Source organism: Halomonas sp. DP4Y7-1 (assembly GCF_019800705.1).
GTDB lineage: Bacteria > Pseudomonadota > Gammaproteobacteria > Pseudomonadales > Halomonadaceae > Halomonas > Halomonas litopenaei_A.
Genome location: NZ_JAHVKS010000004.1, coordinates 423,476 through 439,625 on the forward strand (window position 1 = coordinate 423,476; position 16,150 = coordinate 439,625).

The following is a 16,150-nucleotide window of genomic DNA, read 5'->3' on the forward strand; positions in this document are numbered from 1 at the left end:
CCTCCCGGTGCTTCGATGAAGAAGCGCGTGGGTCGACATAGGCGGCAACCAGACAAGCGTAAGGCAGGGTACGTGGGGGGACGAGATGACGCGTGGCAAGAAGGCAATCGTGGCACTGGCCGGGCTGATGGCCTTGGTGGCGCTGATCTGGTGGGGCAAGAGCTGGTGGTCGACGGGCCGTTACCTGGAAGAGACGGATAATGCCTATGTGCATGCGGATGCGGTCAGTCTGCGCGCTGAACTATCGGCGTTGATCCGGGAGCTGCCGGTGATGGATAACCAGCAGGTGCGCGCTGGTGATGTTCTGGTGAAGCTGGATGACACCGACGTCAAGCAGCAGCTGGCCCAGGCCCTGGCGGACCAGCAGGTAGCTCGTTCCCAGCAGGTCCAGGCCAGCCGACAGATCGAACGACAGCGTGCGGCCATCGAAGAGGCGCAGGCCCAGGTGGTTTCTGCCGAGGCGCAGCATGCTCAGGCGCTTCGTCATCTGGAGCGCTCGCGCTCGCTGGCGTCACGCCAGTACGCCTCGGAGCAGCAACAGCAGGACGATGAGGCCAGCGTCAACGTGGCCGCGGCCACCCTGGCAGCACGCCGGGCAGCACTGACGTCTGCCCGGCGACAGCTGGACGTTGCACTGGCCGACGAGCAGGCGGCACAGGCGCGTGTCGTATCCGCACAGGCGGCGGTGGCGGTCGCCCGGCACCAGCTGTCGAAGGCGACGCTGCGGGCCCCGCGCGATGGCGTTGTCGGTGCTATCACCGTGGAGGTAGGGGATCTGGCGCAGCCCTCGCTGACCCTGATGCACCTGGTGCCGGTCGAGTCGGCCTACGTGGTGGCGAACTTCAAGGAGACCCAGACGGAGCGCATGCGCATTGGTCAGCCGGTGCGACTTTCGGTCGATGCCTATCCCCAGGTCCACTTCGAGGGGGTGGTCGATAGCCTGGCGCCGGCGACGGGGTCCCAGTTCAGTCTGCTGCCCCAGGACAATGCCACCGGCAACTTCAACAAGATCGTGCAGCGGGTGCCGGTCAAGATTCGACTGACCGGGCCTGAGCAGGCACTGGGAGTACTGCGTGCGGGGCTGTCTGTGGTGCCTGAAGTCGACACCCGCTCCCTGGACGGTGATCCCTTGGGCGCGCGGCACCAGGCCGAGCGTGAGCAGACGCCGCCGGTAGCGGCGACGCTGGCAGGGCCAGGCGCGTGAGTCAGTCCCCAGCGCTTGCCTCCGCGGCGCCTTCGGGCGCCGATGAACTGCCCCCCTGGCCTCAGCGTATTGGCTTTATTGCAGCGGTATTCGGCATGTTCATGGCGATTCTGGATATCCAGATCGTGGCCAGCTCGCTGAACGAAATTCAAGCCGGCGTTGCCGCCAGCAGTGAGGAGATCTCCTGGGTCCAGACGTCCTACCTGATTGCCGAGATCATCATGATTCCGCTGTCCGGGATGCTGACCCGGATTCTCTCGACCCGGGTGGCCTTTGTGCTGTCCAGCGTCGGCTTCACCCTGGCAAGCCTGGGATGCGCGCTGGCGACCAGCATCGAACAGCTGGTCATCTTGCGGGCACTGCAGGGCTTTCTTGGCGGGGCGATGATCCCGATCACTCACGCCATCAGCTTCTCGATCTTTCCGCGTCGGATGATGGGCGCCGTTCAGGCCGTGATCGGCATGGTGGTGACCATGGCGCCGTCGGTGGGTCCCACGGTGGGGGGCTACATCACGGAGATCGCCAGTTGGCATTGGCTGTTTCTGGCTAACGTAATTCCAGGTGTGCTGGTCAGTTGGGCGGCGTGGCGATTCTTGGATATCGACAAGGGCGACCGCAGCGCGGCCAGGCGTCTGGATGTGCTGGGGCTGGCGCTGATGGCGGTGTTTCTGGGGTGCCTTGAGTACGTGCTGGAAGAGGGCCCCGGGGATGACTGGTTCGATGATCACCTGATCCTGATGCTCTCGCTGACCTGCGGCCTGGCCGCCATCGGCTTCTTTGTGCGCACGCTGCGTCATCGGTATCCGGTTGTGGGCCTGCACGCGTTTGCCAACCGCAACTTTGCGCTGGGCGCCGGCCAGGGATTTGTGATCGGCATCGCCCTGTATGGGTTGGTCTACCTGATGCCGCTGTTTTTTGGCTATGTGCGCGGATTTTCCAGCCTGCAGATTGGTCAGGTCATGTTCGTGACCGGGGTGGCGATGTTCTTCACCGCGCCCGTGGCCGGTCGGCTGTCCGGCAGCGTTGACCTGCGCGTGCTGATGTTCGTGGGCTTTGTGCTGGTGGGGGTGGGCTCGATCATGAACGCCTGCCTGACGTCAGAGTCCGGGTTCGAGCAGTTCTTCTGGCCGCAGATCGTGCGCGGGGTGGGGCTGATCCTGTGCATCATTCCGGCCTCGCGCATTGCGCTGGGAACCTTGCCGCGTGAAGAAGTGGGCAATGCCAGCGGGCTGTTCAACGTCATGCGCAACCTTGGTGGGGCGGTCGGTCTGGCGTTGATGGACACCGTTCGCGACATCCGCGAGGACTATCATTGGAGCCAGCTGATCGGTGCAGTAAATGAGGGGCGTGGTGTCGTGCTTGAGCGGTTGCAGGGATACGAGAGCTTGCTTGCCGGTCATGTGGCGGATCCGCAGCAGAGCGCGCTGGCGCTGGTCGGGCAGACGGTGGCGCGTGAAGCCCAGGTACTGGCGTTCAATGACATCTTCTTGTGGCTGGGTGCCCTCTACCTGCTTTGCGCGCCGGTGGTCCTGCTGGTTCGGCGGCCAGAAGCCTGAGCCGCCACTTGCGATCATTGCCTGGGACTTGCCAGGGTCAGGTCTTGGTCGTGTAAAGCGCGAAGGCGCCTAGGCTTGCCATCAGCAGGAATCCCGCCAGGCCCAGGCGTCCCCAGGGCAGGCTGGCCGTGCCCAGGTGGATGATGGTCGGGTCTCTAGGCGAGTAGCGCACCGTTATTTGACTGCCGACGGGGTAGGCGGCCAGATAGGCCTCGGCGTCCTCGCGGCGTTCGAAGGAGGGAACGCCATCAAAGCCACTGTTGTCGGAAGTTACAAGGCGACCCTCGATACGGCCTTCGACGGCCACGCGTGCCAGATATCGCTTGGCCTGTTCATCCCGCTCGCGCTGATGGCGCTGTGCTTCGGCCAGTCTGACGCCGGTGTCGGTGACGGTGACCTGGGCGCTGGGCCAGCGGTTGACGTCCCGCACCTTCCAGGCCCCGACGCTTGCAACAATGGCGCCAATCAGGGCAGCGAGTGACACGATCAGCAGCGGATGAGGCATGGCGGTATCCTGCTAAGACATTGAGATGGTGGTACAGGCAAGGAGATAACGATGACGATGATGGCCTCCCTGAGGAATTGGATCAACGATGTGGCGCAGCCGGAACACGCCCAGGCAGACGTCGACCTGTCCTTGGCCACGGCGGTTCTGCTGTGTGAGGTGGTGCGGGCAGACTATCGCATGGATGACAGCGAGATCGCGCTGATGCGCGAGCAGCTGCAGCAGCGCTTCGAGCTGGACCCGGCAGCGTTGGACGAGCTGATGTCGTTGGCCCGCCAGGAGGCGGAAACGGCCGTTGACCATCACCGTTTTGTGCGTGAGCTGAGAGACCGAACCGGGTATCAGGAGCGGGTCGCCTTGGTGCAGCAGATGTGGGCGCTGGCCTTTGCCGATGGAGAGAAGGATGCCCTGGAAGAGCATCGCATCCGTGCCCTGGCCGAGTTGCTGCATGTCAGCCACGGAGATTTCGTGCGCACTCGCATCGCCGAGGAAAATCGCGCCGCGGCGCGGTGATAAACGGACGGATGCCTGCATCAACCGAACCTGAGCAGCGACGGCATGGATAAGCTCAAGCGCGCTTGGTCTTTTGCTTTCAGGGTCTTTCGTTCACAAGTCTGTCGCTCACAGGGGCTGTTGCTCGCGGGGGCTGTCGATAGCGCTGTCGTCAGTCGGAGAAATTGTAGTGGGTGAGACTGGCTTTCCTGACAGGTACACTGGATCATCCTGTTGAACGCTATTTGGGATAGTGAAGTTTTCTGATTCAGCCAGTGCGAGTCGAGACAAGGAGACGCAGATGTCGCGCAAGATGGTGGTAGTGGGTGCTGGGATGGTGGGCGTGTCCGTTGCTTGGCATCTGAGTCAGCGAGGTCATCAGGTGACCCTGGTGGACCGTCGCGAGCCGGGGCGTGAGACGTCCTATGGCAATGCCGGCATCATCCAGCGCGAGGCGGTTCGGCCCTATGCGTTTCCTCGTGACCTCGGCACGCTGCTGCGGGTGGCACCGAATCGGCAGATCGATATCCGCTACCGCCCTGGTGCGATGATGGCCAACGCGGGTACCTTGTTGAAGTACTGGCAGCACTCAGCGCCGGCGCGGTATGAGCGAATTGTGCCTGAGTATGCGTCCTTGATTTCAGGCTGTCTTGACGCCCATGCCGCCATGATTGCGGCATCGGGCGCTGAGGAGTTGATTCGTCGCGACGGTTGGCTGGAGGTGTATCGCAGCGAGGCCGAACTGACGGCGCGGCACGCCCAGGCTCAGGCCGATGCGCAGCGCTTCGGGATTCGCTTCAAGCGACTCGACAGAGCGGAGCTTGCCCAGCTGGAACCCGGCCTGGCGAGCGGCGCTGGCAACGACAGCGGCAAAGGGCTGGCCGGGGCCATTCACTGGCTGGACCCCTGGACGGTGGCCAGTCCGGGGGATCTGGTCGCTGCTTATGCACGGTCCTTTGTCGAGTCCGGGGGCGAGATCGTGCAGGCCAATGTGGACGCCGTGGAGCGCACTGGCCAAGCCTGGCGGGTGTCACTGGGTGGCGGTGCAGTCAGCCGCCAGTTGGACGCTGACGGTCTGGTCATGGCGCTGGGGCCCTGGACGCAGGAGTGGATGACGGCCTTGGGCTTGAGGATTCCGCTGTTCGTCAAGCGCGGGTACCACATGCACTATGCCCAGCCCGACGAGCGGGCGCTCGGTCACTGGGTCATGGACGCCGAGGTCGGCTATCTGCTGGCGCCGATGCGCCAGGGCGTGCGCTTGACCACCGGGGCCGAGCTGGAGCGGCTGGAGGCGCCGGCGCACCTTGACCAGCTGGAGGCGGCGGAGCGCAAGGCGAGGGAACTCTTCCCCCTGGGGCAGCGGCTGGAGTCCACGCCCTGGAAGGGTGCCAGGCCCTGCACGCCAGACATGAAGCCAGTGATTGGCCCGGTGCCGGGACAGGATGGCCTGTGGCTGGCCTGTGGTCATGGGCATCAGGGCTTCACGCTGGGACCTGTTACCGGCAAGCTGCTGACCCAGCTGATCGAGGGAGAGGCGGCGGATATCGATATGACGCCCTTCAGGGTCGATCGTTTCTGACACGCTGTCCTGTTCAGAATGCAAAAGGGCCACGATGTTCGTGGCCCTTTTCCTTTTCACCGTTTCCTTCTCACCGCTTCCTTCTCACCGCTTCCTTCTCACCGCTTTGCGGTCTTTCGTCTGGCGCTCTCGCTTTCCAGGCAAAGCCCACAAGGGCTGCGTGAGGCGGCGTTGTCATGGTGAGCGGCGGGTTCAGCTGTTGTCTTTCTGCGGCTCGGTGGCTGTTGATTCGCCGGAAGTGGGGGGCAGTGCGCTGGCGCTTGCAGCGCTCACGTCAGGGTTGCTGTCAACGTCGTCATCGCTGCGCTCTCCGCGGCGTTCAGCGATGGACCGGGCCAGCAGTTTCATCAGCAGGGTGACGAGAAAGACCAACCAGCTGGCGGTGGCCAGGACGTTGAACAGCAGCATTTTCTGCGCGCCGCTCAAGGGCGTGATCAGGTGATCGATGACGATGGCAAACAGAAATGCCAGGTTCAGCGGTAGCGCCAGAATATGCATCCACATCTCCGTGCGCCGCTTGCGCACGTGATAGCGGCTCAGCATGACGCGCACCGGGCGGTGCACAAAGCTCAGCAGGATCATGGTGCCCAGTATCAGCAGGGCAGCCAGTGCCGGCTCGGCGCTATCGATATGCAGTGATACGCTGATCGACCAATACAGCATCAACCACATCAGTCCCGCCAGGGTGGCGACCAGGTCGGCGTAGTGACGTACCTTGGGCATTGAGCTCTCGCTAGGGCTAGTCGGTAAAAACGGGGCGCAGGGGGTTCCTGGGTGACAGGCGAGGCCTATTGATTGGCCCTCAATGCCTCGTTCACTCTCCATGGCCATCTGGATGGCCACTGCCTTGTTCCGCGTCTTGTGTCGGCCTGTCCTGCCGGCGCCTTTCGCCTGTCAGGATAGTGCTCGCAGGAGACACTTGCGCATGATACGCGAAATATCGTGCTTTTGTGGCGATGAGCGGAGGTCGATCGCTTTGCGGTATACTGCGCCCGACCTTGAACCACTCGATGACAGGACAACAAGTGACTTCCATTACCTTGACCCGCCCGGATGACTGGCACCTTCACCTGCGCGATGGCGTCGCGCTTGAGTCAGTGGTAGCGGACACCGCGCGCCAAATGGGGCGTGCCATCATCATGCCCAACCTCAAGCCGCCGGTGACAGTGCTGGAGCAGGCGCTGGCCTATCGCGAGCGTATTTTGGCGGCGTTGCCGCAAGGTAGCCAGTTCGAGCCGCTGATGACGCTGTATCTGACCGACCGTACCATGGCGGAAGATATCGAGCAGGCCTGGGCTAGCGGCAAGGTACAGGCGGTCAAGCTGTATCCGGCAGGAGCCACCACCAATTCTGATTCCGGTGTGACCGATCTTAAGCATTGCGACGAAGCGGTGGCCACCATGGCACGCCTGGGCATGCCGCTGCTGGTGCATGGCGAGGTGACGGACCACGAGATCGATATCTTTGACCGGGAAAAGGTCTTTATCGACCGGGTGATGAAGCCGCTGCTGTCACGCCACCCTGAGCTCAAGGTGGTGTTCGAGCACATTACTACCGCCGATGCGGCGAGCTTTGTGGCCCAGGCCCCGGCCAATGTGGGGGCGACCATCACCGCCCATCACTTGCTGTATAACCGCAACCACATGCTGGTGGGCGGGATTCGTCCTCACTATTACTGCCTGCCGATCCTCAAGCGTGAGCGTCACCGTGAGGCGTTGATCGAGGCAGCGACTTCTGGCGACACCAGCTTCTTCCTGGGCACCGATAGCGCTCCTCACGCTCGCCACGACAAGGAGAGCGACTGCGGTTGTGCCGGCGCTTACACAGCGTTGACGGCGATTGAGCTGTACGCGACGGCATTCGAGCAGGCCGGGGCGCTTGATCGCCTCGAGGGTTTTGCCAGTCACCACGGCCCGGATTTCTATGGGCTGCCACGCAACGCAGATCGCATTACCCTGGACAAGACCGAGTGGCAGGTGCCTGCCGAGCTGCCCTTCGGCGAAGGGAAGAGCCTGGTGCCGCTGCGTGCCGGCGAAACCCTTGGATGGAAGATGCGAGAGCAGTGATCCTCTCGCTGTCGTTGGCATGGTGCTGGCGATGACGTGATCAGAAAACGACTGAACGCGCGGTACATCGCGTGGTTTGGCCAAAATGGCGCGCCCTTCGGGGCGCGCTTTTTTTATGCGCATAGTTTTCTCGCTAAGGCCTGGTATTCGAGCCGAAACAGGATCACGAGACATAAATTGTTGTACGTGGTGCGCTGCGTTGTACATGAAAAATGCAGGAGGCGACATCGCTGACGGTGGGGCAAGCCAACAAGCTAGTACCAGAGGTCGGGGGAGTTTTTGTGCAGTCTGGCTTTTCTCATGACACGAATATTTTTGTAAGCACGCTAATAGGCGAGAAAAAGCAATAGCATAGGAGAAGAAAAAGGGGAAGACGGGGTGGTGTAGAAAAAGAGGTAGCTCATTGTCCTCTGGTACAGTATTGAGATATCTCGTGCGCATGTAATGTCGTATCTGCACAACTGTGTGCGTGCGCCAAAAATTATACAGCCCCCAAACGCTATAGAGAGACGCCCCTATGATCATTGCCACCGTTGTTCAGCTTGTTGGTCAAGCTTGGGCCCGTGACGCAGAAGGTAACCTGAGAGCCCTGGCAGAGGGTGACCAGCTTCGCGAGGGCGAGGTAGTGATCACCGGCAATGGGGCGCGCGTCAGGCTCGAACAGGTGGACGGTGCGCCCCTGGTCGAGATGGAGAGCAATGCTCAGATTCTGCTGACTCAAGATGTCGCAGAAGGCAGTGGCGAAGGCGAGCAAGCGCCGGTACTTGAGGACCCTGACGTCGCCAGGGTGCTGGCGCTGCTGGAAGAAAGCGATGGGGATCTGCTGGATATCCTGGAAGCACCGGCTGCGGGGGCTGCTGGTGGCGCTGGGGTTGAAGGCGGGCATGATTTCGTGCGTCTGCTGCGTATTGTTGAGGAAGTGACGCCGCTGTCTTTCGAGTATGGCTACCAGCGAGTAGACGAGGAGCTTCCTCAGCAGGAGGGCGGCGGTTCAGACGACGTTGATGAACCGGTCACGTTGACAGGCTTGGACGGCCCGCAGGGGGGCACTGGCGGTGCCGTGGGCACTGGCGGCGCAGCCGTTGGCTTTGCATCCGCTGAGCAGACCGTCAGCGAGTCCGGGCTTGCCTCAGGTAGCTCGCCCGCTACCGGCAGTATCGTCAGTGGCAGCTTTGGCGTCAGTGCGCCCGACGGTTTGACCTCCATCACGGTGGGCTCCAGTGGTCCGATCAGCCTGGACCGACTGAATGGACTTGCCGGTAATCCGCTGGTCATCAATACCCCTCATGGCACCCTGACGCTGACCGGTTATACCGGAGGTGCCACGGGTGGCACCGTCAGCTATACCTTCGAGCTCACCACGCCGGTCGATAATGACAGCGCGGATGGTGCCACCGGTGACGGCCTTGTAGAGAGCATCGTGATCACTGCCACGGATACCGATGGCAGCACCACCAGCGGCTTTCTCGATATCGCGATTCTCGATGATGCTCCTCAGGCCTTCGACGATACCGCCGAGACCCAGGAAGACACCCCGATCACCTACAACGTGCTGGCTAACGACGTTGAAGGCGCGGACGGTGCAACACTGACCACCGCGACGTTGCGTGACCCGAGCCAGGGCAGCGTATCGATCAATGCCGCGGGGGATGTGACCTTTACCCCGGCGCCGGGCTTCGAAGGCGAAGCGCTGATCGACTACACCATCACCGATGCCGATGGTGACACCAGCGATGCGGTGTTCAGCGTCACCGTGGCGGAAGACTCTACCCCGACCATTAGCGTGCCGGATGACTCCCCGAACACCGAAGGCGGCCAGTTCACGGTCAGCGAAGCGGGCCTGCCTGGCGGCAGCGCCGCGGGCGACGGCAGCCAGACCACCAGCGGCACGCTGCCCATCACCACCGGTGGCGACAGCCTGGCCTCGCTGGTGATCAACGGCGTTAACGTCACCGCTGGCGGCACCGTGGTGGGTGACTTCGGTACGCTGACCGTCAGCGTCTCCGACGCCGGCGCCTACAGCTGGAGCTACACCCTCGACGGCAGCACCCAGGATCACACCAGCCAGGGCATCGGCAGCGATGACCTGGCGGATCAGTTCGCGATTACGGCGACGGACAGCGACGGCGACGAAGCCTCTACCGCCCTGACCATCCAGGTGCAGGACGACGTGCCGGTGGCGGTGAATGACAGTGCCAATACCGCGGAAGACACCCCGATCACCTATAACGTGCTGGACAATGACACCCAGGGCGTGGATGGAGCGAGCGTCTCCGCGGCGACCCTGCGTAATCCCAGCCAGGGCAGTGTGTCCTTCAACAGCGAAACCGGTGAGGTGACCTTTACCCCGGCGCCGGGCTTCGAAGGCGAAGCGCTGATCGACTACACCATCACCGATGCCGATGGTGACACCAGCGACGCGGTATTCAGCGTCACCGTGGCGGAAGACTCCACCCCGACCATCAGCGTGCCGGATGACTCCCCGAGCACCGAAGGTGGCCAGTTCACGGTCAGCGAAGCGGGCCTGGCGGGCGGCAGCGCCGCGGGCGACGGCAGCCAGACCACCAGCGGCACGCTGCCCATCACCACCGGTGGTGACAGCCTGGCCTCGTTGGTGATCAACGGCGTTAACGTCACCGCTGGCGGCACCGTAGTGGGCGACTTCGGCACGCTGACCGTCAGCGTCTCCGACGCCGGCGATTACAGCTGGAGCTACACCCTCGACGGCAGCACCCAGGATCACACCAGCCAGGGCACCGGCAGCGATGACCTGGCAGATCAGTTCGCCATCACGGCGACTGACAGCGACGGCGACGAAGCCTCCACCGACCTGACCATCCAGGTGCAGGACGACGTCCCGGTGGCGGTGAATGACAGCGCCAACACCGCGGAAGACACCCCGATCACCTATAACGTGCTGGACAATGACACCCAGGGCGTGGATGTAGCGAGCGTTTCTGCGGCGACCCTGCGCAATCCCAGCCAGGGCAGTGTGTCCTTCAACAGCGAAACCGGTGAGGTGACCTTTACCCCGGCGCCGGGCTTCGAAGGCGAAGCGCTGATCGACTACACCATCACCGACGCCGATGGTGACACCAGCGATGCGGTGTTCAGCGTCACCGTGGCGGAAGACTCCACGCCGACCATCAGCGTGCCGGATGACTCCCCGAGCACCGAAGGCGGCCAGTTCACGGTCAGCGAAGCTGGCCTGCCTGGCGGCAGCGCCGCGGGCGACGGCAGCCAGACCACCAGCGGCACGCTGCCCATCACCACCGGTGGTGACAGCCTGGCCTCACTGGTCATCAACGGCGTCAACGTCACCGCTGGCGGCACCGTGGTGGGTGACTTCGGCACGCTGACCGTCAGCGTCTCCGACGCTGGCGACTACAGCTGGAGCTACACCCTCGACGGCAGCACCGAAGATCACACCAGCCAGGGCACCGGCAGCGATGACCTGGCAGATCAGTTCGCGATTACGGCGACGGACAGCGACGGCGACGAGGCCTCCACCGACCTGACCATCCAGGTGCAGGATGACGTACCGGTGGCGGTGAATGACAGTGCCAATACCGCGGAAGACACCCCGATCACCTATAACGTGCTGGACAATGACACCCAGGGCGTGGATGGGGCAACGCTGACCGCAGCAACGTTGCGTGACCCGAGCCAGGGCAGCGTATCGATCAATGCCGCAGGTGACGTCACGTTTACCCCGGCACCGGGCTTCGAAGGCGAGGCGCTGATCGACTACACCATCACCGATGCCGATGGTGACACCAGCGACGCGGTGCTCAGCGTCACCGTGGCGGAAGACTCCACGCCGACCATCAGCGTGCCGGATGACTCCCCGAACACCGAAGGTGGCCAGTTCACGGTCAGCGAAGCGGGCCTGGCGGGCGGCAGCGCCGCGGGCGACGGCAGCCAGACCACCAGCGGCACGCTACCCATCACCACCGGTGGTGACAGCCTGGCCTCACTGGTCATCAACGGCGTTAACGTCACCGCTGGCGGCACCGTGGTGGGCGACTTCGGCACGCTGACCGTTAGCGTCTCTGACGCCGGCGCCTACAGCTGGAGCTACACCCTCGACGGCAGCACCCAGGATCACACCAGCCAGGGCACCGGCAGCGATGACCTGGCGGATCAGTTCGCGATTACGGCGACGGACAGCGACGGCGACGAAGCCTCTACCGACCTGACCATCCAGGTACAGGACGACGTGCCGGTGGCGGTGAATGACAGTGCCAACACCGCGGAAGACACCCCGATCACCTATAACGTGCTGGACAATGATACCCAGGGCGTAGATGGAGCGAGCGTCTCTGCGGCGACCCTGCGCAATCCCAGCCAGGGCAGTGTGTCCTTCAACAGCGACACCGGTGAGGTGACCTTTACCCCGGCGCCGGGCTTCGAAGGCGAAGCGCTGATCGACTACACCATCACCGATGCCGATGGTGACACCAGCGACGCGGTGTTCAGCGTCACGGTGGCGGAAGACTCCACCCCGACCATCAGCGTGCCGGATGACTCCCCGAGCACCGAAGGCGGCCAGTTCACGGTCAGCGAAGCGGGCCTGGCGGGCGGCAGCGCCGCGGGCGACGGCAGCCAGACCACCAGCGGCACGCTGCCCATCACCACCGGTGGTGACAGCCTGGCCTCGTTGGTGATCAACGGCATTAACGTCACCGCTGGCGGCACCGTAGTGGGCGACTTCGGCACGCTGACCGTCAGCGTCTCCGACGCCGGCGATTACAGCTGGAGCTACACCCTCGACGGCAGCACCCAGGATCACACCAGCCAGGGCACCGGCAGCGATGACCTGGCGGATCAGTTCGCCATCACGGCGACGGACAGCGACGGCGACGAAGCCTCCACCGACCTGACCATCCAGGTGCAGGACGATGTGCCGGTGGCGGTGAATGACAGTGCCAATACCGCGGAAGACACTCCGATCACCTATAACGTGCTGGACAATGATACCCAGGGCGTAGATGGGGGAACGCTGACCGCAGCAACGTTGCGTGACCCGAGTCAGGGCAGCGTATCGATCAATGCCGCGGGGGATGTGACCTTTACCCCGGCACCGGGCTTCGAAGGCGAGGCGCTGATCGACTACACCATCACCGATGCGGATGGTGATACCAGCGATGCGGTGTTCAGCGTCACGGTGGCGGAAGACTCCACCCCGACCATCAGCGTGCCGGATGACTCCCCGAGCACCGAAGGCGGCCAGTTCACGGTCAGCGAAGCGGGCCTGCCTGGCGGCAGCGCTGCGGGCGACGGTAGCCAGACCACCAGCGGCACGCTGCCCATCACCACCGGTGGTGACAGCCTGGCCTCACTGGTCATCAACGGCGTCAACGTCACCGCTGGCGGCACCGTGGTGGGTGACTTCGGCACGCTGACCGTCAGCGTCTCCGACGCCGGCGACTACAGCTGGAGCTACACCCTCGACGGCAGCACCCAGGATCACACCAGCCAGGGCACCGGAAGCGATGACCTGGCGGATCAGTTCGCCATCACGGCCACTGACAGCGACGGCGATGATGCCTCCACCGACCTGACCATCCAGGTGCAGGACGACGTACCGGTGGCGGTGAATGACAGTGCCAGCGTGGCCGAGGACACTGCACAGGCCATCTCTGGCAATGTGCTGGCCAATGACACGACCGGTGCCGACAGCTCCACAGCGCAGCCCGCGACGGTCGCCCTGGATAGCCCCAGCGCCACAGGCGAGTTTGGCACCCTGACCCTGAACAGCGATGGCAGCTGGAGCTATGCGCTCAACAACAGCGATGCCCGTGTGCAGGCGCTTAGCGGCGACGAAACGCTGACCGAGACCTTTGCCTACACCCTGACCGATGCCGACGGCGACACCTCCCCGGCGACTTTGACCATCACGGTCACCGCCACCGATGATGGCGTGAGCCTGAGCGGCTTGAAGGCCGAAGGTGGCGACGTCCAGGTCAGTGAAGCCAACCTGGCGGATGGCAGTGCGGCAGATAGCACTGCGCTGACCCGCGGCGGCAGCTTCACCTTCACCAGCGTGGATGGTGTGGCCAGCGTCCAGGTAGGGGATCAGTCACTGACGCTGAACCAGCTGCAAGGTCTGTCCACGACCAATCCGGTGGTAGTCGATACGGCCTATGGCAGCCTGTCCCTGACCGGCTTCGACGGAGATGCTGCCGGCGGTACGGTGAGCTACAGCTACACCCTGGATACCCGCGTCGACAACGATAGTCAGGACGGCGCCACCGATAGCGGCTTCACCGAAACGGTGGGGCTGGTGGTGACGGATGATAACGGTAGCGCGTCCAGCGGCAGTCTTCGTATTGCCATTACGGATGATGCGCCGTCGGCGAGCGATGACAGTGCCAGCGTGGCCGAGGACACTGCACAGGCCATCTCTGGCAACGTGCTGGCCAATGACACGACCGGTGCTGACAGTTCCACTGCGCAGCCCGCGACGGTCGCCCTGGATAGCCCCAGCGCCACAGGCGAGTTTGGCACCCTGACCCTGAACAGCGATGGCAGCTGGAGCTATACGCTCAACAACAGCGATGCCCGTGTGCAGGCGCTTAGCGGCGATGAAACGCTGACCGAGACCTTTGCCTACACCCTGACCGATGCCGATGGCGACACCTCCCCGGCGACGCTGACCATCACGGTCACCGCCACCGATGATGGCGTGAGCCTGAGCGGCTTGGCGGCCGATGGTGGCGACGTCCAGGTCAGTGAAGCCAACCTGGCGGATGGCAGCGCGGCAGACAGCACTGCGCTGACCCTCGGCGGCAGCTTCACCTTCACCAGCGTGGATGGTGTGGCCAGCGTCCAGGTAGGAGATCAGTCACTGACGCTGAACCAGCTGCAAGGGCTGTCCGCGACCAATCCGGTGGTAGTCGATACGGCCTATGGCAGCCTGTCCCTGACCGGCTTCGACGGAGATGCTGCCGGCGGCACGGTGAGCTACAGCTACACCCTGGATACCCGCGTCGACAACGATAGCCAGGACGGCGCCACCGATAGCGGCTTCACTGAAACGGTGGGGCTGGTGGTGACGGACGATAACGGTACCCGTGGTCAGGCCAGTATCAGTATTGCTATCACCGATGATGGCCCGTCGCTTCAGATCGGCGACTCCACTGAGCCGGGTACCGCGACAGTCGTGGAAGGCCAGAGCGTCAACGGCAGCTGGACCACCGATGCCGGTGCCGATGGCGCCACTGTTACGGTGACCGTGGGCAACGAGACACTGACACTGGGCGACGCCGACACCGACGTCGTGACCTTCAATACCGCCGAAGGCGTGTTGACCGTTGGCCGTGATGGCAGCTGGACCTTCGAGGCGAACAACAACCTCGACCAGGCAGAGAGCCCGTCGGTCAACTTCACGATCGAGACCGTCGATAGCGATGGTGATACCGCCTCCGACAGCCACACCGTCACCATCACCGACGGTACTGGCCCGACGGTCACCGTCACCGACAGCGATCCGGCGACCACCAACGCCGCCGTGTCTTTGGACGATGCCGACACCGAAGGCGCTGCTTCCTCTACGGACGTGGCCAGCCTTACCTTTACCGCGGGCAGTGATGCCATTGCCAGCATCGGCTTTGGCGATACCGGTGCCATCAGCGTCGATGGTCTTAATGGCACCCTGATCTGGACACTGAACTCCGCCGGTCAGCTGGAAGGGCGTACCGAAGCCGGTGGCGAACCGGCCATCACCCTGACGCTGAACAACAACGGCTCTGTCGCCGCTGGCCAATCCGCGGTAGTGACCGTGACGGCCACGCTGGCCGACAGCTTGGCCCACGCCAATGGCGTCGATGCACTGACCATCAGCGGGATCACCGTGGTCGGCACCGACACCGACGGCACCAGCACGTCCGCCAATGTGGGCGTGACGGTGGCGGACGATCAGCCCGAAATCGCCATTACCGATGCCCCCGAAACAGTCGTGGAAGGCCAGAGCGTCAACGGCAGCTGGACCACCGATGCCGGTGCCGATGGCGCCACCGTTACCGTCAGCGTGGGTAGCGAGACGCTGACACTGGGTGACGCCGACACCGACGTCGTGACCTTCAATACCGCCGAAGGCGTGTTGACCGTTGGCCGCGATGGCAACTGGACCTTCGAGGCCAGTGCCAACCAGGTACAGAACAGCGCCGGTACTCCGTCGATCGACTTCACTATCGAAACCGTTGATAGCGATGGTGACACCGCCTCCGATAGCCACACCGTCACCATCACCGACGGTACTGGCCCGACGGTCACCGTTACCGACAGCGATCCGGCGACCACCAATGCCGCCGTGTCCCTGGATGATGCTGACACTGAAGGCGACGCTTCCTCTACAGACGTGGCCAGCCTGACCTTTACCGCGGGCAGTGATGCCATTGCCACCATCGGCTTTGGCGATACCGGTGCCATCAGCGTCGATGGCCTTAATGGCACCCTGACCTGGACGCTGAACTCCGCCGGTCAGCTGGAAGGGCGTACCGAAGCCGGTGGCGAACCGGCCATCACCCTGACGCTGAATAACAATGGCTCGGTCACGGCTGGCCAGTCCGCGGTAGTGACCGTGACCGCGACTCTGGCCGACAGCCTGGCCCATGCCGATGGCGTTGATGCACTGACCATCAGCGGAATCACCGTGGTCGGCACCGACACCGACGGCACCAGCACCGAGGCAGGCGTCTCGGTCAGCGTGGCCGACGATCAGCCGACGCTGCAGATCGGCGACTC

Annotated in this window: 8 protein-coding genes; 6 read left to right on the forward strand and 2 right to left on the reverse strand. The window is 63.5% G+C overall.

The genetic code is table 11. The annotated features are described in order from the left end of the window. Positions 1-85 precede the first annotated feature (85 nt). Positions 86-1,204 (forward strand): HlyD family secretion protein, encoded by a 1,119-nt coding sequence (locus KUV72_RS10770; RefSeq protein ID WP_222238323.1) that lies wholly within the window; start codon positions 86-88, stop codon positions 1,202-1,204. Then, a complete protein-coding gene (locus tag KUV72_RS10775; RefSeq protein WP_315857882.1) occupies positions 1,201-2,760 on the forward strand; it encodes a DHA2 family efflux MFS transporter permease subunit in 1,560 nt (519 codons plus the stop codon). Before KUV72_RS10770 ends, KUV72_RS10775 begins: the two co-directional genes overlap by 4 nt. Before the next feature lie 37 nt (positions 2,761-2,797). Here the strand turns inward: KUV72_RS10775 and KUV72_RS10780 are convergent, their stop codons facing one another. Beyond that, on the reverse strand, positions 2,798-3,265 hold the full coding sequence (locus KUV72_RS10780) for a DUF3592 domain-containing protein (RefSeq protein ID WP_222238325.1): 468 nt from the start codon (positions 3,263-3,265) through the stop codon (positions 2,798-2,800). 51 nt (positions 3,266-3,316) lie between these two features. Here KUV72_RS10780 and KUV72_RS10785 point away from each other — a divergent pair, with 51 nt between their 5' ends. Together KUV72_RS10785 and KUV72_RS10790 are read left to right on the forward strand one after the other, a co-directional pair. Next, entirely contained in the window at positions 3,317-3,778 is a 462-nt protein-coding gene (locus KUV72_RS10785; protein WP_242520562.1) for a TerB family tellurite resistance protein, read from the forward strand. A gap of 232 nt (positions 3,779-4,010) precedes the next feature. After that, the gene (locus tag KUV72_RS10790; protein WP_222238327.1) at positions 4,011-5,336 is read left to right on the forward strand and encodes an NAD(P)/FAD-dependent oxidoreductase; all 1,326 of its coding nucleotides are present in this window, start codon (positions 4,011-4,013) and stop codon (positions 5,334-5,336) included. Positions 5,337-5,528: 192 nt separating this feature from the next. On the opposite strand, the gene KUV72_RS10795 is transcribed toward KUV72_RS10790, so the two are convergent. Beyond that, positions 5,529-6,059: a hypothetical protein gene (locus tag KUV72_RS10795; RefSeq protein ID WP_315857883.1), complete on the reverse strand. Its 531-nt coding sequence runs from the start codon at positions 6,057-6,059 to the stop codon at positions 5,529-5,531. 302 nt (positions 6,060-6,361) lie between these two features. Between KUV72_RS10795 and pyrC the strand changes: the two genes are divergently transcribed. Further along, the gene (gene pyrC / locus KUV72_RS10800) at positions 6,362-7,402 is read left to right on the forward strand and encodes a dihydroorotase (protein WP_222238328.1); all 1,041 of its coding nucleotides are present in this window, start codon (positions 6,362-6,364) and stop codon (positions 7,400-7,402) included. Between the two features lie 517 nt (positions 7,403-7,919). Then, the coding region (locus KUV72_RS10805; RefSeq protein ID WP_222238329.1) for a retention module-containing protein at positions 7,920-16,150 on the forward strand (8,231 nt) is incomplete at its 3' end.

What these genes read in the sequence shown, in the direction of transcription:
- KUV72_RS10770 (WP_222238323.1), top strand. Translation starts at nt 86, where the DNA reads ATGACGCGTGGCAAGAAGGCAATCGTGGCACTGGCCGGGCTGATGGCC.
- KUV72_RS10780 (WP_222238325.1), bottom strand. Translation starts at nt 3,265, where the DNA reads ATGCCTCATCCGCTGCTGATCGTGTCACTCGCTGCCCTGATTGGCGCC.
- KUV72_RS10785 (WP_242520562.1), top strand. Translation starts at nt 3,317, where the DNA reads ATGACGATGATGGCCTCCCTGAGGAATTGGATCAACGATGTGGCGCAG.
- KUV72_RS10795 (WP_315857883.1), bottom strand. Translation starts at nt 6,059, where the DNA reads ATGCCCAAGGTACGTCACTACGCCGACCTGGTCGCCACCCTGGCGGGA.